Origin of the sequence: Polynucleobacter sp. 31A-FELB (assembly GCF_018882405.1) — a bacterium.
Lineage (GTDB): Bacteria > Pseudomonadota > Gammaproteobacteria > Burkholderiales > Burkholderiaceae > Polynucleobacter.
The window spans coordinates 36,177-54,459 of record NZ_JACVOO010000014.1; the positions used below are offsets into that span (position 1 = coordinate 36,177).

The window sequence follows — 18,283 nt, forward strand, 5'->3', positions numbered from 1 at the left end:
CGGAAGGGTGGATGAGCGGTTTAAGTCACACGCCTGGAAAGCGTGCGTAGGTTAATAGCCTACCGCGGGTTCGAATCCCGCCTCTTCCGCCAGTAGCACCCTGAGAGCCCCTATCCACGGGGCTCTTTCTTTTTGAGGGCTTTCTACCTACCGCTCTACCCACCAGCAAAACATGGTCTAAATTTTTTGACCATGAAGATTTATTTGCCCAACAATACACTTTTATTTGAAATGCATAAGATTGCAGATGTAAAATAATATTTCCCGATCGGGAATATATGCTTATAATTTAAGCAAAATAGCAATAAATTTCCCGATCAGGAAATTATGTTGAAAAAACAGGCAAATTACAGTAAAATTTCCCGATCAGGAAATATTTATGAGCACACAGATACAAAACTCTCTAGATCTAGGCCGCTTGGTGCGGGAGACGCGCAAGCGCCTAAAGCTAACGCAGCCGCAATTGGCGCTAGCCGCCAATGTGGGGGTAAGGTTCATTGTTGAGCTAGAGGCTGGCAAATCCACCCTCAGGTTGGAAAATATTCTCAGAGTGCTTCAAGCCTTGGGTGGCGTATTGAGCGTGGAGGGCATGGACTCCTTCATTAGTAATAAACAAGAGGGAGTGTACTAATGGTTCGAGAGCTCAACGTCTGGTTTTTTGGCAAGTGCGCAGGGGTTCTAGCTCAAGATGAGGGCTATCTATCTTTTCGATATTTGCCTGAGTGGTTGGAATCAAAAAACGCTAAGCCACTCTCTCAATCTTTGCCGTTACGCACTGGGTCATTTGACGACAAGATTGCGAAACCTTTTTTTGCTGGCTTATTGCCTGAGGGTGATAAACGTGCCGCAGTAGCTAACATCTTAAAGGTGTCGAGCAAAAATGATTTCGCATTATTAGATGGCATTGGGGGTGAATGTGCGGGTGCCTTGATTTTGTTGGAGCCTGGTCAAACACCTCCGGTAGAAGCGCATGCAATTGACTCTATAGATTGGCTAGAAGAAGATCAATTGATTGCGGTGCTGGAGAAGTTGCCTAAGCGACCATTGCTCGCTGGAGAAGCTGGCCTGAGATTATCGCTTGCCGGAGCCCAGGAGAAGTTGCCAGTAGTTGCCAGAGAGGTATTGGATAAAGATGGCCTGATCCGTTTCGAAACTGGCTTGCCAAAGAACAATATCCCAAGCTCATACATTCTCAAGCCGGAGATATCGGGCGTTGATGGCAGTGTCTATAACGAAGCTTTTTGTCTTGCACTAGCCAGGGAGCTAAAGCTAGATGCCGCCACAGCCAAGATTGGCCGAACAAAAGATAAAACATATTTACTAGTAGAGCGCTATGACCGCTTTCTAGATGATGGGCAGTTAAGGCGATTACATCAAGAGGACTTCTGTCAGGCCCTAGGTGTTGCGCCTGAGTTCAAATACCAGAATGAGGGTGGACCAACTATTGCTGACGGATTTGCATTGGTGCGCAAAGTAACCACCCCAAGTGCGCCTAATCTTTTGAGGCTACTGGATTACATTATCTTTAATTGCTTGGTGGGTAATAACGATGCACACGCAAAGAACTTTTCATTGCTCTACAGCCAAAGTGGAGTTCAATTAGCGCCACTTTATGATGTTTTATCAACAGCAGTCTATCCAGACCTTAGCGATAGCATGGCAATGAAGATTGGTAGCAAATACCGCTTTGATGAATTGCATGCGCGCCATTGGGTGCAGATGGCTGAAGCAGCCCAGTTAGGTGCGCCCCAACTAAAAAGAAGGGTGCTGGAGATCGCTGGTCAGTTACCTAATTTGGCAAAAGGATTGCAAGCCCAGTTTGAGGCTAAGGGCTGGGGCCATCCAATTCTTGGCCAAATGGGTTTATTGATTGAAGATCGTTGTTCAGCGGTGGCCAAACGTTTCTCAATGGCGGACTAATCAAATAATGATGGTTTATCAATTTACATCTACTAAATAGGTGAAAGTGGACCCCGCTTCCGCCAGTAGTTTGAAACCACCTTCGGGTGGTTTTTTCATTGTTTTTGTCTGATTTCCTCCCTAAATTGACCTCAATCACCAAATTATTTAGGTCCTCAACCCCCTGTTTTTAATCAAATAAAGGGGTTTTTTGACTTTTTGTTGCGTTGCCGCAAATAATTCTTGCAGTGCAACAAAAAACTTTTTACAATGGTGCATCGCAACAAATTAAACCCATTTATTTATTAAGGAAAACATCATGTTCCAGAATCAATTAAACGACCAAATTTCACAAGCTCAAGCTAAAGCTGTTGAAAACGCTAAGTACTTGGCTCAAGTAGCTGTTGAAAGTGCAAAAGAATTAGCTGAAATCAACCAAGCCGCTGCTAAAGATGCTTTAGTTGTTGCTCAAGATGCAAGCGCACAATTATTGGCAGTTAAAGATGCACAACAGTTGGCAAAATTGGCTCAGCCAGAAACAGCTCAAGAAGCTGCTAAGTACGCTGCTGCTTACCAAGCTAAAGTAAACAAAGTTGTACGTAACGGTAACAAAGAAGTTGCTCAAGTTGTTGAAGCTTCTATTGATGACGCACGTGCTGACATGGTTAAGTTTGTTAAAGAAGCTACTAAGACAGCTCCTGCTGGTTCTGAGGCATTTGTATCTGCATTCAAAACTGCATTCGAAACTTCACTCCAACAGTTTGACCAAGTTCGCGCTTCAGCAACTGACGCTTTCGCAAACTTTGAGAAAAGTATCGACGCTGCATTGGCTAACGTTCAAGGCCAATACGCTGTAGCTAAGCCAGCTGCAAAAAGCCGTAAAGCTGCTTAATTCGTTTTAATAGCTTTGCACGAGAAACCGCCTACGGGCGGTTTTTCTTTTTCTGCTTGCCGTAAGATCTAGGTTTAGAGCTCAACAGGAGAAATCATGATCTTTGCAATCCTTTTAATGGATCGTCCCGGTACTGCAGAACTACGCATTCAAGTACGTCCAGAGCATCGCGCCTATCTAGGTAAGCTTGCAGACAAGATGGCTTTTGCTGGACCGCTGACATCGGAAGATGGCAAGACCACGGTAGGTAGCTTGCTGGTGATGGATTTCCCAAGCAAAGCAGATGTTGAGACTTGGTTGGCAGATGAGCCATTCACTAAAGCCGGTGTCTATGAAAAGCCAGTGATTCATGCATTCAATAATGGGTGGACACAAAAGGTAGGATTTCCGCCTGCATAGAAGTCTTAATTAGTACGCAGCAACCTAGACCGCAGTAGGGCTGTTACTTTTGGTATATCATTAGTTGATATGTTAAGGTAATGAAATTACTAGGCACGCATGTTTTATTGGATCTGCATGGGCAGATCTTGGATCAGGAAGATGTCGATAGAGTGTTGAGTTTGGCGAGGGATGAATGAAAGTTATTAAGATAGGAATTGCATCTCAGCAAGAAATGCGTCAGCGTGTGCTGATGATAGCCAAGGGTCAACTTCGAGTTCAACCCAGTGATCCCAAGATATGGTTTACTTCCATGCGTTCTTTGGCTCAAGTTTTAAGTGACGAAAATCGTGCACTACTCAACGTCATTCGCGAATCAAAGCCGATTTCCATCTCTGAGTTAGCCGAATTAACTGGGCGAAAGCAGGGCAATCTTTCTCGAACCCTCAAGACAATGTCCAATTATGGGATAGTAAAGATGCAGAAGCACGCTAGAGCATTGCGCCCAATTGTCTGCGCAGATAGATATGAAATATTTGTCTAGGAACTCCAAGTTGATGCAATCCATCTTGTTTAAGACTGCATGCCTCCGTATTTGGCTGGTTCGTATCCTTGTGGCATTTGCTGCTGTGATCTCATTATTTTGGGGCGCTTGCCATCTTTGGGTTCCTGGCGCCATCAAGAATGCAGTAGAGGCATATGGAAAAAAGATTGGTTATGAGATCTCCTATCAAGATCTTAGTATTTCTCCTTTGCGATTGCGGGTTGAGATTGATGGTTTGCGATTGATCGATAGACGGCAAGTGAAGTTACTCGAGCTAAAGAAATCAGTGGTGATGCTGAAGTGGTCCCGTCTCTTGATTGGGGAGCTGGGATTCGATGAGATTCTTTTTGATGAGCCGAGCATTAAGCTGGAAAGACATGCTGCCGCAGGTAAGGCGGGAGAGTGGAATTGGCAGGAATTGATTGCTGCTATTGCGCGCAATGCACCTCCGGCTGATCCGGCTGTGCCAAAAAAGAATCTCAAGATTTCAGTTGATGAATTCAAGGTCTCGAATGCCGCTTTAGAGATATCGGACCCTAGTAAAAAATTGAATGAACAGCTGAAGCCACTTTCCATCGAGTTGCTCGATATTGCAAACTACGATAACCGAGGTGATGTGAATGGCGTTCGCGGTCAGTACGGATTGAATTTGGGCGCGCTGAACTTTACTTTGCCTGGCCTAAATAAAAAAATTGCCTTTAAACATATGGCCATTAAGGGTGCCTTGGATAATCCTGCGCCAGATACCATGGGCGCTCATCTTGATCTAGAGATTGATGATGGACGCATCAGCTCCCATTGGGACTTGAAGTCCGATAAATCTATCGCAGGTAAAGTCCAAGTAGAAAATCTTTCGATTGCACCTTTCGTCGGGTTGCTCCCTGTTAATAAAGAGTTGCAAGCTAAAGGTGGGGTCATTCAATCTGCTGTAGATATCAGCTTGAAGGGTGATGATCTCGCTGTATCTGGAGATCTGCATTTGCTGGATCTGGACTTGCTTGAGCAAGGGCAAAAGCAATCCCTCATGAAGTGGAAGTCGGGGGATCTGAGTCAATTTATCTATCGGAGCTCAAAGCAGTCTGGTTCCAGCTTTATTGCTAATGAAGTATCTATTCATCAACCGCTACTCCAGTTTGAGATTGATGACAAAGGCTTCTCTAATTTCCGACGTTTATTTTCAAAGCCAAGCGTAGAGGCTTCTGATGTGGAGAAGTTATCGACAGCAGTAAAAGATAAATCCACTTTTGCTCTGGATATCAAGGCCTTGAAACTGCGCGAAGGCGAAATGCAATTTGCTGATCTGGCTATGAAGCCGAATTTCAAGGTCAAATTAAGAAACTTCAATGCCACCTTTGCGAATGTCAGCAATCTTCCAGGTCATTTATCAGTGATGACTTTAGATGGGGTTCTGGCGGAATCCGGGTCAATTCGAGGTAAGGGTCAGATTGCATTTGATGACCCACGGCGTAATAACGACGTGACACTGAGCTTTAAAAATATTCCGCTGAATGCATTTAATCCTGCGGTCATGACATTTGCTGGCTATCAAATTGCTAGCGGCCGAATCAATTTAAATCTGCATTACAGCGCCAAGGACGGCGAGCTAAAAGGTGGCAATCAAATCGTCATTAAGAAGATTGAGCTTGGCGATGAAGTGCCGGATTTTCAAGGTAAAAAATTACCGCTGGGTTTAGCGATTGCTTTGCTCGAAGATTCTGACGACACGATTGATGTCACGATCAATATTGCTGGCAATGTAGATTCTCCAGAATTCAGTGCAAGTGGTTTGGTATGGCAGGCAATCAGTAACGTCCTGACTAATGTCGCCACTGCGCCATTTAGGGCATTGGGCGCGCTTCTGGGAATGGGTGCCAATGATGGGGTGAATGCAGTATTGGGTGAGGCGGTCTATCTGCCTCCTGACCAGGATCGCTTAGAGAAGTTTGGCGACTTCCTAGCCAAAAAACCGAATGCGACTTTAGAGCTCGCGGGAACTTATGACCCTGATGCGGATAAAACGGCTTTAGCGCGTGCAACTGCAGATCTCGCAATTCTGATGGCGGCTGGAATCAACACACCCCCTAGCGAGCCTATTCCTGCGCCAGATTTATCTGATACGAAGGTTCAGTCTGGCTTGAAGTCGGCCTACGCTCAATATGTCGGCAGAATCAAATTGGGTCAGCGCTTAATTACTTTGCCTGAAGGTGCAGCACGCAATGAACAGCTTCATGCAGAGCTCATTGCCAGCATTCCGGTGACGGAAGAAGATCTGAGGACCTTGGCCAAAAATCGGGCCAAGTTAGCGCAGAACTTCATGGTGAAAAGCAACCCTGGGCTAAATGATCGAATTAGTTTGGGTGAAGTCAAAGCGGTTGGCGCAGGGAAGGAGGGGGTTCCCCTCGAAGTTGAAGTCAGAATCAAGTAGACTTGAGGTATGAATTCAACTACTTTTCGCTCTCTTGCCATTCTTGTATCAATTACTGCCATTGGCTTGACTGGATGTGGCTCTATTGAGTCAGCAGCCCAAGATGATTGCACTTCCATTGGTTGGCAAATTGGCAGCAAAGGCTACAACGACTGCTTCAAGGCACGCGTTTATGAGCGCAAGTTGGATTACTCTCTCCCACCAGGCGATAAGCCATCCCCATCCGTAATCTAATCTAGGGTTTACCCTTGATAAATTCACTTGAGCTCCGTCAAGGACTTGAGTGCAGAAATAACCCAAAATCGTCTGTGATTTTGGGAATTTCCTATATATAGCGAGGCAAATCATTTCTCGCTGTTTCGGACATTCTTAAGCAAAGCATTGAATACATAAAAACAGCATCATTATTGCGACTAGAAATTAGAGACAAATACTATGAATCACCCAAAACCCTCCGGAGAGATCAAGGCTGTTGCTGTGGCAACTGCGGATGATTTAAGGGAAACCATTCGTCGCAAAAGTAAGCTTAAAGGACGCCAAGCAGATGATGCGTCCTTGGCAGAGGTTCGCCAGTTAATTGGTGCCGCTCCTCATCGTCGTGATTTACTGATTGAAAATTTACATAAGCTCAATGATGAATACCGTGCTTTGCATGATCGTCATTTAGTTGCCCTCGCAAAAGAAATGAATTTGCCGATGGCTGAAGTCTATGAAGTTGCCACCTTCTATCATCACTTTGAAGTGGTGCGTGGCAATGATCCTGTTGCTGATATTACTGTGCGCGTATGCGACGGTATTGCTTGTGAGTTGGCGGGCGCGCAAAACCTCTTGGCTAAGTTGCCAGCCATTTTGGGCAACCCCAATGTCAAAGTAGTTGCCGCACCCTGCGTGGGTCGTTGTGAGCAAGCTCCAGTAGCAGTGGTGCATCAGTACCCAGTGCTGTTTGCGACTACCGACAAGGTGAGTGCTGCTGTCAAAAATAATCTGACTACTCAGCCCATGGCTAAGGACAGCGCCAATTTTGATCCTGCAGCCTTGGCTGAAAAGGGCATATCACCTCAAGGTGAAAATCAAGCACTGTCTCCAGACTATGTGGGTTACGAGTCCTATCGGAAACAAGGTGGATATGCCTTAGCCAAAGAAATTGCTGAAGGTAAGAAAGATGCTGAAAGCATCATCAAGGCAATGGAAAACTCGGGTCTTCGTGGTCTTGGTGGTGCCGGTTTCCCAGCAGGGCGTAAGTGGCGCATTGTGAAAGATCAAGTTGCTCCGAAGTTGATGGCCGTGAACATTGACGAAGGTGAGCCGGGTACTTTTAAAGATCGTACGTATTTAGAGCGTGATCCTCATCGCTTCTTAGAAGGTTTATTGATTGCGGCTAGTGTCGTAGGTATTGATGCTTGCTACATTTACTTGCGCGATGAGTACCATGGTTGCCGTGAATTGCTCGAAGCTGAATTAGCTAAGCTCACAGCAAATCCCCCATTTCAATTGCCATCGATCGAGTTGCGTCGTGGTGCTGGTGCTTACATTTGTGGCGAAGAGTCTGCCATGATTGAAAGTATTGAAGGCAAGCGCGGCGAACCGCGTATGCGTCCTCCATACATCGCACAAGTAGGATTGTTTGGTCGTCCAACGCTAGAGCATAACTTTGAAACTCTTTATTGGGTGCGCGATATTGTTCAGCGTGGTCCAGAGTGGTTCAGCTCTTTTGGACGCCATGATCGCAAAGGCTTGCGTAGCTACAGCGTCAGCGGCCGAGTCAAAAACCCGGGTGTGAAGCTGGCTCCTGCTGGCATCACTATTCAGGAATTAATTGATGAGTACTGCGGTGGCATGCAAGATGGCCACAAGTTCTATGGCTACCTACCTGGTGGCGCATCCGGCGGTATCTTGCCAGCAACAATGAATGACATTCCACTCGACTTCGATACCTTGCAGCCTTACGGTTGCTTTATTGGTTCTGCTGCAGTCATGGTCTTTGGTGACAAAGACAAGGCGCGCGATATGGCTCTTAATGTGATGCACTTCTTTGAGCATGAGAGTTGTGGCCAATGCACGCCATGTCGTGTGGGCACTAGCAAAGCTGCCAAGCTAATGCAGTCCAAGTCTTGGGATAAAGACACGCTAGAGGACCTGGCAACCGTGATGGTTGATGCTTCTATTTGTGGTCTAGGTCAAGCCGCACCAAACCCCATTCGCTGTATTGCTAAATATTTCCCAGAAGAGGTTGCTTAATCAGCAACAAAAAAACTAAGGGAAAAACGAGACAAATATGAACGCACCAGTAAATCCTAAAGAACTTGAATTGCAAACCGTTGAGTTCAAGCTAGACGGGCAAACCATCGTATCTTACGAAGGTGAGACGATTCTCAAAGCTGCTAAACGCCATGGTATTGATATTCCGCATCTGTGTTTCAAAGATGGTTATCGTCCTGACGGTAACTGCCGTGCTTGCGTTGTAGAGATTAATGGCGAACGTACATTGGCACCAAGCTGCTGTCGTAGCGCGACTCCAGGAATGGATGTCAAGGCCAATAGCGAACGTGCATTGAAGAGTCAAAAGCTCGTGTTGGAGATGTTGTTATCAGACATGCCAGACGAGGGCTTTAAGTGGGTAGGAGACAGCAAGGAAGAAGAGCAAAAAAATCAACATGGCGAATTAAGCACCTGGGCAGCACGCATGGATGTGACAGTTCGACCAGAGCTCAAAGCATTGCGCCGTGACAAAGTCAGTAATGACATTTCTCATCCAGCAATGGCGGTGAACTTAGATGCATGTATTCAATGTAATCGTTGCGTGCGCGCTTGTCGTGAAGAGCAGGTCAACGATGTGATCGGCTACGCAATGCGTGGCGCTCATAGTGAAATCGTTTTTGACCTCAATGACCCAATGGGTGATAGTACCTGTGTTGCTTGTGGCGAATGTGTGCAGGCTTGCCCAACAGGTGCATTGATGCCTAAAGGCTTAATTGGCTCACAAACTGTAGATCGTAAAGTAGATTCAGTATGTCCTTTCTGCGGCGTCGGTTGCCAAATTACTTACAACGTAAAAGATGAAAAGATTGTTAGCGTTGAAGGCCGTGATGGCCCAGCCAACCACAATCGTCTTTGCGTTAAAGGCCGCTTTGGTATGGACTATATCCATAATCCACAGCGCTTAACTAAGCCACTGATTCGTAAGGCTGGCGTTGCTAAAGATGAGGCCTTACTCGAAGGCAAGCAAGATTGGTCTGACATCTTCCGTGAAGCAACTTGGGAAGAAGCGCTTGAAGTAGCTGGCGGCGGCTTGAAGAAGCTCAAAGATCAATACGGCAATAAGGTCTTAGCTGGTTTTGGCTCCGCCAAGGGCAGCAATGAAGAGGCTTACTTATTCCAAAAACTCGTACGTACAGGTTTTGGTAGCAATAACGTTGACCATTGCACCCGTCTTTGCCATGCATCTTCTGTTGCTGCGCTATTAGAGGGCGTTGGTTCGGGGGCGGTAAGCAATCAAGTAAATGATGTTGAGCATTCCAGCTTGATCATGTTGATTGGATCCAATCCAACCGCCAATCATCCGGTGGCAGCTACTTGGTTTAAGAATGCCGCTAAACGCGGTGCAAAAATTGTTCTCTGCGACCCACGCAAAACCGAGATCAGTAAACATGCTTGGCGCACGATGCAGTTCAAGCCAGACACTGATGTGGCGATGCTCAATGCCATGATCTATACGATCATTGAAGAGGGTTTAGTTGATAAAGACTTCATCAAGAACCGCTCTAATAATTTCGAAGCGCTTAAAGAAAATATCAAAGGCTATAGCCCTGAAGCAATGGCGCCACTCTGCGGTATTCCAGCAGAGACTTTGCGTGAAGTAGCGCGTGAGTTTGCTACTACAAAGTCAGCAATGATTTTGTGGGGTATGGGTGTGAGCCAACACGTTCACGGTACCGATAATGCCCGTTGCTTAATTGCCTTGGTCAGTATCACCGGTCAAATTGGTAAGCCTGGCTCTGGCTTGCATCCACTGCGCGGACAAAATAACGTTCAAGGTGCTAGTGATGCAGGATTGATTCCGATGATGTTCCCGAACTATCAACGTGTTGATAATCCAGAAGCGCATGCCTGGTTTGAGAAGTTCTGGGATACCCCATTAGATAAGAAGCCTGGTTACACCGTAGTAGAGATCATGCACAAGATCACTGCGCCGGATAGTGATCCAGACAAGATTCGCGGTATGTATGTTGAGGGCGAGAACCCTGCGATGAGCGACCCTGATTTGAATCATGCACGTCACGCTTTGGCGTCCTTGGATCTCTTGGTTGTCCAGGACATCTTCATGACTGAGACTGCGCTCTTGGCTGACGTAGTATTGCCAGCAAGCGCATGGCCAGAGAAAGTCGGTACTGCAAGCAATACGGATCGTATGGTACAGATGGGTAAGAAGGCGATTAATCCTCCGGGAGATGCCAAGCCTGATCTGTGGATCATTCAGCAAATTGCGAAACGCATGGGCCTCAATTGGAACTACCAAGGACTGGATGATGGTGTTGCAGAAGTCTATGACGAAATGCGTCAAGCAATGCATGCAGCCATTAACGGCATCACTTGGGCGCGTCTAGAAAAAGAATCTAGCGTGACATACCCATGCTTGTCTGCAGAAGACCCAGGTCGTCCAATCGTATTTGATGACAAATTTGCTACGACAGATGGCAGGGTGAAGTTGGTGCCTGCCGATATCATTCCTGCGAATGAGCGTCCAGATGCAGAGTATCCATTTGTATTGATTACGGGTCGTCAGTTAGAGCATTGGCATACCGGCAGTATGACTCGCCGTGCAACTGTCTTGGATGCAATTGAGCCGATGGCGACTGTCTCCATGAATGGCGAAGACATGACCCAGTTAGGTGTTTCTGCTGGTGATGTTATTACGGTTCAATCACGTCGTGGTGAGGTAGGCATCCACGTACGTAGAGATGACGGCACTCCGCGTGGCGTAATCTTTATTCCGTTTGCCTACTATGAAGCTGCAGCTAACTTAATCACCAACTCTGCCCTAGATCCGTTTGGCAAGATTCCAGAGTTTAAGTACTGCGCCGTCAAGCTTGCTAAAGGCGGTCAAGCTGCCCCAGTAATGGGTTACGGCACCAATGATCCTAAGAGGCAGAAAGTTACATCGGTTTCGTAAAGGATGGCGCTTCAACCAAACCCCACCTTTAAGGTGGGGTTTTTATCTTGAGGTTTGACCATCTGCACAAGTGTAGATACAATGTAGATACATTTGAAACAAAGAGGGCATCTATGCAAACTATTATTAAAAAGTGGGGCAACAGTCCTGCGTTGCGTCTAAATACTGCTGTCATGAAGTCTGCCCACTTGAATATTGATCAGATTGTTTCGGTTAAGGTACAGAGAGGTCGAATCGTTATTGAGCCGATTGTTCAGAAGGAATACCAGCTCGATGAATTGCTTGCTGGGATAACTGCGAAAAATATTCATCATGAAAATGATTTTGGTGTGCCCGTAGGTAAAGAATTACTCTGATGGCTAAGACTTATATTCCAAATGCAGGGGATATTGTTTGGTTAGAGTTTGATCCTCAAGCTGGGCATGAGCAAGCGGGGCGACGTCCCGCCGTGGTTTTAACGCCAGAGGCGTATAACAAAAAAACAAATTTGATGATTTGTTGCCCCTTGACTACAAAAATTAAGGGCTATCCATTTGAAGTTCTGGTGGAAATTGATGGCATTCAATCCGCGATTCTTTCTGATCAAGTTAAATCTCTAGATTGGAAAACTCGAAAAGCCAAATATAAGGGTGCAGTCAGTACATTTGCTCTTGCTGAGGTGCGAAGTAAAGCTAAAGCACTTCTTTCAATAACGTAAATATGTTGCGATTAATTCATTTAAATTTAAGTGGACATATGCTGACATTGCTTCGCAAGGAGGGCAATCAGCATGCTATTGATCAGCAAGTCAATTTTTGGGTAAGACTGGGTAAGGCATGTATAGATAACCCAGAATTACCAACCAGCTTTGTGGCTGAGTGTTTGGCATCGCTTAGCGAGGTTAAAGATAAGGGATTTATACCTTTTGTCCCTCGAACGACTGATTAATTGGATCAAAAATACCAAGAATCCTATTGCCCTTTAGAATTAACCCTCCATGGCTAGTTCAAAACCCTCAACACCTCAAGCTGATACCAAAGCAGAGCTTCCCGTTCTCATCATTGGCGCAGGCTTAGCTGGTCTAACCGTAGCGCTCCATATGGCCGAATCCCAGCCGGTGATTCTCATGGCCAAGCGTGGCCTTGGTGAAGCGGCGACAGCGTGGGCACAAGGTGGCATTGTGGGGGTGGTGGATAAAGAGCATGACAGTATTGATTCTCATGTGGCTGACACCTTAGATGCAGGTGCAGGCCTCGTGGTGGAGTCAACCGCCCGTTATATTGCCGAAGAAAGTGCTGAAGCTATTCGTTGGTTGGTTGAGCAAGGTGTACCGTTTACCGCTGATGAGTCAGGGCCAATGGGTTTGCATTTAACACGTGAGGGTGGCCATAGTCACCGTCGCATTGCGCATGCTGCTGATGCCACTGGTAAAGCCATCCATGAGGTTCTTTTGGATAAAGCTAGGGCACATAAAAATATTCAAATCTTGGAGCACTGGATTGCTTTAGATCTGATTACCAATCGCCACTTAGATGCGAAGACGCAGCGCACCAAATCCAATCGTTGCTATGGTGTGTATGCCCTAGATATTAAGAATAATCGCGTAGAAACAATTGAAGCTAAGTCAGTGGTGTTGGCCACTGGTGGTGTCGGTAAGGTCTATCGCTACACCAGCAACCCTGATACTGCTACTGGCGATGGCATTGCTATGGCTTGGCGTGCAGGTTGCCGTGTCGGTAATATGGAATTTATTCAGTTTCATCCGACATGCTTGTATCACCCCAGTGATCGCACCTTTCTGATTACCGAAGCAATGCGGGGCGAGGGCGGCTTACTCAAGCTACCAAACGGCACTCGTTTTATGCCTGAGCATGATGAGCGCAATGAGTTAGCTCCGCGTGACATTGTTGCCCGAGCCATCGACTTTGAGATGAAGAAGCACGGTTTAGATTACGTGCATTTGGATGCCACCCATCTGGGTGAAGCATTCATTAAAGAACATTTCCCGATGATTTACGCGCGTTGCATGACTCTGGGTCTGGATATCACAAAAGAACCCATACCGGTCGTGCCTGCAGCGCATTACACCTGTGGCGGTGTGGTGACAGATCTCAAAGGAAAAACGGATTTACCAGGCTTATATGCCGTAGGTGAGGCGACTTATACAGGGCTTCATGGTGCGAATCGATTGGCAAGCAACTCCTTATTAGAGTGTGTGGTGATTGGTAAGGCAGCAGCAGTAGATATCTCCTCGCTAAAAACCCCAGTAATGCCAAAACTTCCGCTCTGGGATGAGAGTCAAGTAGAAGATGCTGACGAGCAGGTGGTGATTGCCCATAACTGGGATGAGTTACGTTCATTAATGTGGAATTACGTTGGTATTGTGAGAACCAATCGACGCTTAGAGCGTGCATTACACCGCATCAAACTCCTAAGATATGAGGTGCAAGAGTATTACGCCAACTTTAAAGTAACTCGCGACCTCATTGAGCTGCGCAACCTGTTGGAATGTGCAGAGTTGATTGTCAGGTCAGCCCTGATGCGCAGAGAGAGCAGGGGCTTGCATTACAGCCGTGATTACCCAGGAACTTGGGCGGTTTCTTATCCGACTATTCTGACGCCTCAGGCTGAAGGCACTTCAGAAAATCCTGAGACCTGAAAAATTACAGATCGCCTTTCAAGACAGCATCTTTAATATATTTGTTTAGGCGAGTTTGCCAGCCTTTGCCGCTTGCGCGCAGTTTCTCGAGCACATCAAAGTCCATTCTTAGACTCAGCATTTCTTTAGTATTTTTAATGGGAGGTCTACCAACACCTCTTTTGATAAGCGTGTCTCCAACATAGACATGAGCATCCCTAAACCATTCTTCATCCGCTTCTGGTGCGTCGTCTGGGTCAACCCAATCTTCCTGCGAATTTTGATTTTTCCTATTCAATTCCAGCCCCGACATTCGTGATTAGCAATTATTTCTAATTATTGTATATACAAATATTAGAGGTTGAACAACCCCAATCCATTGTCAACTACAATGTTATAGCACTTAGTGCAATAGATTAGAATTTTGACGATGAAAATAGTCATGAAAACAAAAACATTTGATCGGTGGGCTAAAAAGATAGTTGCAACTAGCGCACTATGCAATGCAGCAAGAGAGATTGATCTGGGTATTTATGAGGCCGACTTGGGTGATGGCATTTGCAAGAAAAGGGTTCCTATCGCTGGGCAAGGGAAAAGCGGAGGCATTCGTACGATAGTGGCAAAGAAAAATAAAGATGCAATTGTATTTATTGTTGGTAGAGAGAAAAGCAGTCCTGGGTCAGATTTTACGGAGAGGGAGCAGGAGGCAGCAGGGATTATTGCCAGATCTTTTGAGGCAGCAGACATAAAAACACTACGAGAGTTAGCCTGTTTGGGGACATTAAAGGAGTTAAATTGCAATGAGCAAGAAAATGATTACTGAAGAAAAACGAGTTTTGGATGAATTGCTTGAAATGGCTTTGGCCTTGGATGATCATGGTCTGTTGACGAAGCATGACCTCGTGAAGATGAAAGCGCTTTGCATAGAGAAGCCACCAGTTTTTACGCCAAAAAAGGTAGCCGATCTTAGGATTCATCGAGCAAAAATGAGCCAATCAATTTTTGCCGCATTGCTCAACGTCAGTGTTTCGACTGTTCAGAAATGGGAGTCTGCCGGCTCTGGAAAGCATCCAAGTGGTGCTGCGGCAAAATTATTGCAAATTATTGATATGAAGGGAATTCAGTCCGTGCTTTTATGAGTCTTGATCATCAACTCATTTATTAGGGCGAGTTTTTCGGAAATAATTTGATTGGATTCGGCTTGAAGAGTCGATGCCTCTTCAGGTAAAAACCCAAGGTCTAGAAATATATTGCCATTGATTGCTGTGACATGTTTGGGTTGAGTGCTCATCGTTATAGAATCCTCATCGAGAAATCCACAGCCTTAACATCTTTAGTCAGCTTTCCAAGAGAAATGCGATCAACGCCAGTTGCGGCAATCGCTCGCATCTGATCTAAGTCAATACCACCAGAAGCTTCTAATAAAGCGCGACCATTGGTAAAGGCAACGGCTTCTTTCATTTGGTCGGTAGTGAAGTTATCAATTAAGACGCTCTTTGCGCCGGCATCCAAAGCTTCTTTCAATTCAGCAAGACTTTCTACTTCCACTTGAATATCCACCCCAGAATTCAATGCCTGCGCAGCTTTGACTGCAGCAGCAACACCACCTGCGGCAGCGATGTGATTCTCTTTAATTAAGATGCCATGCCATAGTGCAAGACGTTGGTTTTGACCGCCACCCACACGGACTGCGTATTTCTGAGCCTGACGTAAGCCAGGAATCGTTTTGCGAGTGTCGAGCACTGCGCAACCCTTTGGATTAGGACTTACACCTGCAATCGCATCAACGTGTTGACGTGCAATGCTCGCTGTCCAAGAGAGTGTTTGCAAGAAGTTAATGCAAGGGCGCTCAGCAGAGAGAAGGGCGCGAGAGTTGGCCTCAATATCGCAAACTTTGGTATCGGGCTTCATTAAGTCGCCCTCTAGGTAGTGCCAAGTCACTTTTGCTGCGGGATCTAATTTCTTAAGAGTGCCCTCAAACCAATCTACCCCACACAGCACAGCCTGCTCACGAACAATTAATTGGGCATGAACGGGTTTGCTAGGAACTAATTGCGCAGTCCAATCGCACTTACCAACATCTTCCATTAGCGCATCAGCAATATTGCGTTGACGGGCTTGTTCTAAAGTCTCGTTGTACTCAAACATGAATGAATCGATCTAAATTAAGAAAAAACAAAATACAAAATAAGCAATTAAGCCGCACCAATATTTTTTACAAAGCCATGCTGGGCTTTGGCAAGCAGGTCAGGGTGATTCTGGGTGAAGTCCAGCATGCGTTCAACGCAGCCTAGTGCCTTAACCCGTACATCTTCCTCGATAAAGATTTCACCAGAGGCATTCTCAAGACAATCCAAGATCCCTTGCACGCCATTCATGGCCATCCAAGGGCAGTGCGCACAGCTCTTGCAGGTAGCGCTGTTGCCGGCGGTAGGGGCTTCAATAAGTTTCTTATTGGGTGCCAATTGGCGCATACGATGCAAGATGCCATTATCAGTCGCCACAATATATTCAGTGGCAGAGCCTTCAACTACAGCTTTAATCATTGCTGATGTGGAGCCAACTACATCTGCTAAATCCACCACTGCTTGCGGCGATTCTGGGTGAACCAAAACCATGGCATTGGGATGTGCGGCAATCAACATTTCTAATTCAACCGCCTTAAATTCATCATGAACAATGCAGGCACCATTCCAGAGCAACATATCAGCGCCAGTCTGCTCTTGAATGTAGCGACCTAAATGACGATCGGGCGCCCACAGAATTTTCTTGCCCTCAACTTTGAGTTGATGCACGATCGCTAAAGCACAAGAGCTCGTTACCATCCAATCAGCTTGGGCTTTAACAGCAGCGCTGGTATTGGCATAGACAACTACAGTGCGATTGGGATGCAAAGCTCTAAATGCTGCAAAGTCCTTAGCGTCGCAACCTAAATCCAGTGAGCAGGTTGCTTCCAGATCCGGCATAAACACGCGTTTATCAGGACTCAGAATCTTGGCAGACTCCCCCATAAAGCGCACGCCAGCTACGATTAAATTCTTGGCAGAGTGATTCTTACCAAAGCGTGCCATCTCTAAAGAGTCGGCTACAAAGCCACCGGTTGATAAAGCCAAATCTTGAATATCCCCGTCTACATAGTAGTGAGCCACTAATGCAGCATCTTTCTCAATCAGCAATTGCTTGATGCGGGCAATGACAGCAGCTTTTTCAGCTCCATGCAGTTGTGGGGGTGTTTTGGCCCAGGCTTGGGCAGTGCAGGTTGCGCCAGCAGCATTCTGCTGGGGATAGTCAAAGGCAATGGGTGTTGAGGTCATGCGCAATTTTAGCCCTCTTAATCATGGATTTAATGAGCTTGTTTCCGGTAATAATTGTAGCTACAATGTAGCTACATAAATAATAAGAGATCAAGAGGGCATATATGGCTGCAAATTCAGTGGTGCGAGCTCGGATAGATGAGGACATTAAGAATGAGGCGAGCCTAGTGTTAGAGGCAATGGGTTTAACTGTGTCAGATGCATTGAGGATGATGTTGACACGGGTGGCGGTTGAAAAGTCACTCCCGTTTGAGCCCTTGGTCCCAAATGTAACGACTATAGCGGCAATGAGAGAGGCGAGGGAGCGACGGCTAATGTCATTTGGATCGGTAAAGGGCTTATTAAAGGATCTGAATGAGGAGGATTGAGTGCATCACTCAATTTAAAAAAGACTACAAACGAGAAATAAAAGGGAGATACAAATCTCAGTTGGCATCAGAATTGATTGAGGTGGTTAATCTCTTGGTTGGTGATCTTGAATTGCCGGCGCGTTATTTTGATCATGCCTTAATAGGGCAGTGGAAAGATTTTCGAGATTGTCACATCAGGCCCGATCTACTTCTCATGTATGCGAAGCCCAACCCAGAAATACTCATACTCACAAGACTGGGCTCACATAGCGAGTTAAGTTTGTAGGCATACTGACATCACCATTAGAATAAGTTATGTCATTTTTTACAATTCAATCCGTCTTCCTGTTCTATAGCGCCGTCAGTATTTTTTGTGGCCTATTACTGCTAGGTTTATTTTGGGGGCGGAAGGATATTCCAGCCAAGATTTGGATTGCGAGTTGCTTCCTATCATCATTAGCAACCATGGTGACTGTTTACAGTGAATCGCTACCAATATCCTAGACACTTCCCAACCTCGCTTGGTACTGCTGTTCAAATCTTACCGGAGAAAGCCCATTGTTGTAGCTATGGCGTCTAACCGGGTTGTAAAACATTTCGATGTAATCAAAGATATCTTCTCTTGCTTTTGCTCTGCTGGCATAGGTTTTACGTTTGATCCGCTCCCGCTTGAGTAGTTGGAAAAAGCTCTCGA

21 protein-coding genes and 1 tRNA gene are annotated in these 18,283 nt (G+C 46.0%); 18 read left to right on the forward strand and 4 right to left on the reverse strand.

Annotated elements, in window-relative coordinates; translation table 11 throughout:
- Position 1 precedes the first annotated feature (1 nt).
- From ICN30_RS08900 to nadB, 14 genes are all read left to right on the forward strand, one after another.
- Positions 2 to 92 (forward strand) — tRNA-Ser (locus ICN30_RS08900).
- A 287-nt stretch (positions 93 to 379) separates the two neighbouring features.
- Positions 380 to 631 (forward strand): type II toxin-antitoxin system Y4mF family antitoxin, encoded by a 252-nt coding sequence (locus tag ICN30_RS08905; RefSeq protein ID WP_216274951.1) that lies wholly within the window; start codon positions 380 to 382, stop codon positions 629 to 631.
- On the forward strand, positions 631 to 1,920 hold the full coding sequence (locus ICN30_RS08910; protein ID WP_216274952.1) for a type II toxin-antitoxin system HipA family toxin: 1,290 nt from the start codon (positions 631 to 633) through the stop codon (positions 1,918 to 1,920). Before ICN30_RS08905 ends, ICN30_RS08910 begins: the two co-directional genes overlap by 1 nt.
- Before the next feature lie 298 nt (positions 1,921 to 2,218).
- Positions 2,219 to 2,791: a phasin family protein gene (locus ICN30_RS08915; protein WP_216274953.1), complete on the forward strand. Its 573-nt coding sequence runs from the start codon at positions 2,219 to 2,221 to the stop codon at positions 2,789 to 2,791.
- A 96-nt stretch (positions 2,792 to 2,887) separates the two neighbouring features.
- A complete protein-coding gene (locus tag ICN30_RS08920) occupies positions 2,888 to 3,190 on the forward strand; it encodes a YciI family protein (protein WP_216274956.1) in 303 nt (100 codons plus the stop codon).
- 175 nt (positions 3,191 to 3,365) lie between these two features.
- A complete protein-coding gene (locus ICN30_RS08925) occupies positions 3,366 to 3,713 on the forward strand; it encodes a winged helix DNA-binding protein (RefSeq protein WP_216274958.1) in 348 nt (115 codons plus the stop codon).
- 13 nt (positions 3,714 to 3,726) lie between these two features.
- Positions 3,727 to 6,138 (forward strand): DUF748 domain-containing protein, encoded by a 2,412-nt coding sequence (locus ICN30_RS08930; protein ID WP_216274960.1) that lies wholly within the window; start codon positions 3,727 to 3,729, stop codon positions 6,136 to 6,138.
- A 9-nt stretch (positions 6,139 to 6,147) separates the two neighbouring features.
- Positions 6,148 to 6,372, forward strand: a complete 225-nt coding sequence (locus ICN30_RS08935; RefSeq protein WP_216274962.1) for a hypothetical protein — start codon at positions 6,148 to 6,150, stop codon at positions 6,370 to 6,372.
- 201 nt (positions 6,373 to 6,573) lie between these two features.
- Positions 6,574 to 8,376, forward strand: a complete 1,803-nt coding sequence (locus ICN30_RS08940) for an NAD(P)H-dependent oxidoreductase subunit E (protein ID WP_216274964.1) — start codon at positions 6,574 to 6,576, stop codon at positions 8,374 to 8,376.
- Positions 8,377 to 8,413: 37 nt separating this feature from the next.
- Entirely contained in the window at positions 8,414 to 11,308 is a 2,895-nt protein-coding gene (gene fdhF, locus ICN30_RS08945) for a formate dehydrogenase subunit alpha (RefSeq protein ID WP_216274965.1), read from the forward strand.
- A 113-nt stretch (positions 11,309 to 11,421) separates the two neighbouring features.
- On the forward strand, positions 11,422 to 11,664 hold the full coding sequence (locus tag ICN30_RS08950) for a PbsX family transcriptional regulator (RefSeq protein WP_216229309.1): 243 nt from the start codon (positions 11,422 to 11,424) through the stop codon (positions 11,662 to 11,664).
- The gene (mazF, locus tag ICN30_RS08955) at positions 11,664 to 12,005 is read left to right on the forward strand and encodes an endoribonuclease MazF (RefSeq protein ID WP_215377490.1); all 342 of its coding nucleotides are present in this window, start codon (positions 11,664 to 11,666) and stop codon (positions 12,003 to 12,005) included. Before ICN30_RS08950 ends, mazF begins: the two co-directional genes overlap by 1 nt.
- Before the next feature lie 38 nt (positions 12,006 to 12,043).
- Positions 12,044 to 12,235 carry a hypothetical protein gene (locus tag ICN30_RS11775; protein WP_370626625.1) on the forward strand — a complete coding sequence of 64 codons (192 nt, stop codon included), beginning with the start codon at positions 12,044 to 12,046 and terminating at the stop codon, positions 12,233 to 12,235.
- A gap of 49 nt (positions 12,236 to 12,284) precedes the next feature.
- Positions 12,285 to 13,946, forward strand: a complete 1,662-nt coding sequence (gene nadB / locus ICN30_RS08965; RefSeq protein WP_216229312.1) for an L-aspartate oxidase — start codon at positions 12,285 to 12,287, stop codon at positions 13,944 to 13,946.
- Between the two features lie 4 nt (positions 13,947 to 13,950).
- On the opposite strand, the gene ICN30_RS08970 is transcribed toward nadB, so the two are convergent.
- Complete coding sequence (locus ICN30_RS08970; RefSeq protein WP_255533190.1) at positions 13,951 to 14,223, reverse strand: BrnA antitoxin family protein; 273 nt, start codon at positions 14,221 to 14,223, stop codon at positions 13,951 to 13,953.
- A 144-nt stretch (positions 14,224 to 14,367) separates the two neighbouring features.
- Between ICN30_RS08970 and ICN30_RS08975 the strand changes: the two genes are divergently transcribed.
- Positions 14,368 to 14,748, forward strand: a complete 381-nt coding sequence (locus tag ICN30_RS08975; RefSeq protein ID WP_255533191.1) for a type II toxin-antitoxin system RelE/ParE family toxin — start codon at positions 14,368 to 14,370, stop codon at positions 14,746 to 14,748.
- Positions 14,726 to 15,064 (forward strand): DNA-binding transcriptional regulator, encoded by a 339-nt coding sequence (locus ICN30_RS08980; RefSeq protein WP_216274971.1) that lies wholly within the window; start codon positions 14,726 to 14,728, stop codon positions 15,062 to 15,064. The genes ICN30_RS08975 and ICN30_RS08980 overlap by 23 nt, the downstream gene beginning before the upstream one ends.
- A 154-nt stretch (positions 15,065 to 15,218) precedes the next feature.
- Here the strand turns inward: ICN30_RS08980 and nadC are convergent, their stop codons facing one another.
- Both nadC and nadA read right to left on the reverse strand, forming a co-directional pair.
- Entirely contained in the window at positions 15,219 to 16,073 is an 855-nt protein-coding gene (gene nadC / locus ICN30_RS08985; protein WP_216274972.1) for a carboxylating nicotinate-nucleotide diphosphorylase, read from the reverse strand.
- Between the two features lie 47 nt (positions 16,074 to 16,120).
- Complete coding sequence (gene nadA, locus ICN30_RS08990; protein WP_216274973.1) at positions 16,121 to 17,239, reverse strand: quinolinate synthase NadA; 1,119 nt, start codon at positions 17,237 to 17,239, stop codon at positions 16,121 to 16,123.
- Between the two features lie 104 nt (positions 17,240 to 17,343).
- Here nadA and ICN30_RS08995 point away from each other — a divergent pair, with 104 nt between their 5' ends.
- Positions 17,344 to 17,607, forward strand: coding sequence for a type II toxin-antitoxin system RelB/DinJ family antitoxin (locus tag ICN30_RS08995; RefSeq protein ID WP_216274974.1), 264 nt, complete (start codon positions 17,344 to 17,346; stop codon positions 17,605 to 17,607).
- Positions 17,594 to 17,875 (forward strand): type II toxin-antitoxin system YafQ family toxin, encoded by a 282-nt coding sequence (locus ICN30_RS09000; protein ID WP_216274975.1) that lies wholly within the window; start codon positions 17,594 to 17,596, stop codon positions 17,873 to 17,875. Before ICN30_RS08995 ends, ICN30_RS09000 begins: the two co-directional genes overlap by 14 nt.
- Positions 17,876 to 18,089: 214 nt before the next feature.
- Here the strand turns inward: ICN30_RS09000 and ICN30_RS09005 are convergent.
- Positions 18,090 to 18,283 (reverse strand): IS3 family transposase (locus tag ICN30_RS09005; protein WP_216274976.1); only part of this gene is annotated, 194 nt, incomplete at its 5' end.

Excerpts from the sequence above, each read along its gene's own strand:
- ICN30_RS08935 (WP_216274962.1), top strand. The coding sequence starts at position 6,148 with ATGAATTCAACTACTTTTCGCTCTCTTGCCATTCTTGTATCAATTACT.
- ICN30_RS11775 (WP_370626625.1), top strand. The coding sequence starts at position 12,044 with ATGCTGACATTGCTTCGCAAGGAGGGCAATCAGCATGCTATTGATCAG.
- ICN30_RS08925 (WP_216274958.1), top strand. The coding sequence starts at position 3,366 with ATGAAAGTTATTAAGATAGGAATTGCATCTCAGCAAGAAATGCGTCAG.
- ICN30_RS09000 (WP_216274975.1), top strand. The coding sequence starts at position 17,594 with ATGAGGAGGATTGAGTGCATCACTCAATTTAAAAAAGACTACAAACGA.
- ICN30_RS08975 (WP_255533191.1), top strand. The coding sequence starts at position 14,368 with ATGAAAACAAAAACATTTGATCGGTGGGCTAAAAAGATAGTTGCAACT.
- ICN30_RS08905 (WP_216274951.1), top strand. The coding sequence starts at position 380 with ATGAGCACACAGATACAAAACTCTCTAGATCTAGGCCGCTTGGTGCGG.
- ICN30_RS08915 (WP_216274953.1), top strand. The coding sequence starts at position 2,219 with ATGTTCCAGAATCAATTAAACGACCAAATTTCACAAGCTCAAGCTAAA.
- ICN30_RS08940 (WP_216274964.1), top strand. The coding sequence starts at position 6,574 with ATGAATCACCCAAAACCCTCCGGAGAGATCAAGGCTGTTGCTGTGGCA.
- ICN30_RS08950 (WP_216229309.1), top strand. The coding sequence starts at position 11,422 with ATGCAAACTATTATTAAAAAGTGGGGCAACAGTCCTGCGTTGCGTCTA.
- ICN30_RS08995 (WP_216274974.1), top strand. The coding sequence starts at position 17,344 with ATGGCTGCAAATTCAGTGGTGCGAGCTCGGATAGATGAGGACATTAAG.
- nadA (WP_216274973.1), bottom strand. The coding sequence starts at position 17,239 with ATGACCTCAACACCCATTGCCTTTGACTATCCCCAGCAGAATGCTGCT.
- ICN30_RS08930 (WP_216274960.1), top strand. The coding sequence starts at position 3,727 with ATGCAATCCATCTTGTTTAAGACTGCATGCCTCCGTATTTGGCTGGTT.
- nadC (WP_216274972.1), bottom strand. The coding sequence starts at position 16,073 with ATGTTTGAGTACAACGAGACTTTAGAACAAGCCCGTCAACGCAATATT.
- nadB (WP_216229312.1), top strand. The coding sequence starts at position 12,285 with ATGGCTAGTTCAAAACCCTCAACACCTCAAGCTGATACCAAAGCAGAG.
- ICN30_RS08980 (WP_216274971.1), top strand. The coding sequence starts at position 14,726 with ATGAGCAAGAAAATGATTACTGAAGAAAAACGAGTTTTGGATGAATTG.
- ICN30_RS08910 (WP_216274952.1), top strand. The coding sequence starts at position 631 with ATGGTTCGAGAGCTCAACGTCTGGTTTTTTGGCAAGTGCGCAGGGGTT.
- mazF (WP_215377490.1), top strand. The coding sequence starts at position 11,664 with ATGGCTAAGACTTATATTCCAAATGCAGGGGATATTGTTTGGTTAGAG.
- fdhF (WP_216274965.1), top strand. The coding sequence starts at position 8,414 with ATGAACGCACCAGTAAATCCTAAAGAACTTGAATTGCAAACCGTTGAG.
- ICN30_RS08920 (WP_216274956.1), top strand. The coding sequence starts at position 2,888 with ATGATCTTTGCAATCCTTTTAATGGATCGTCCCGGTACTGCAGAACTA.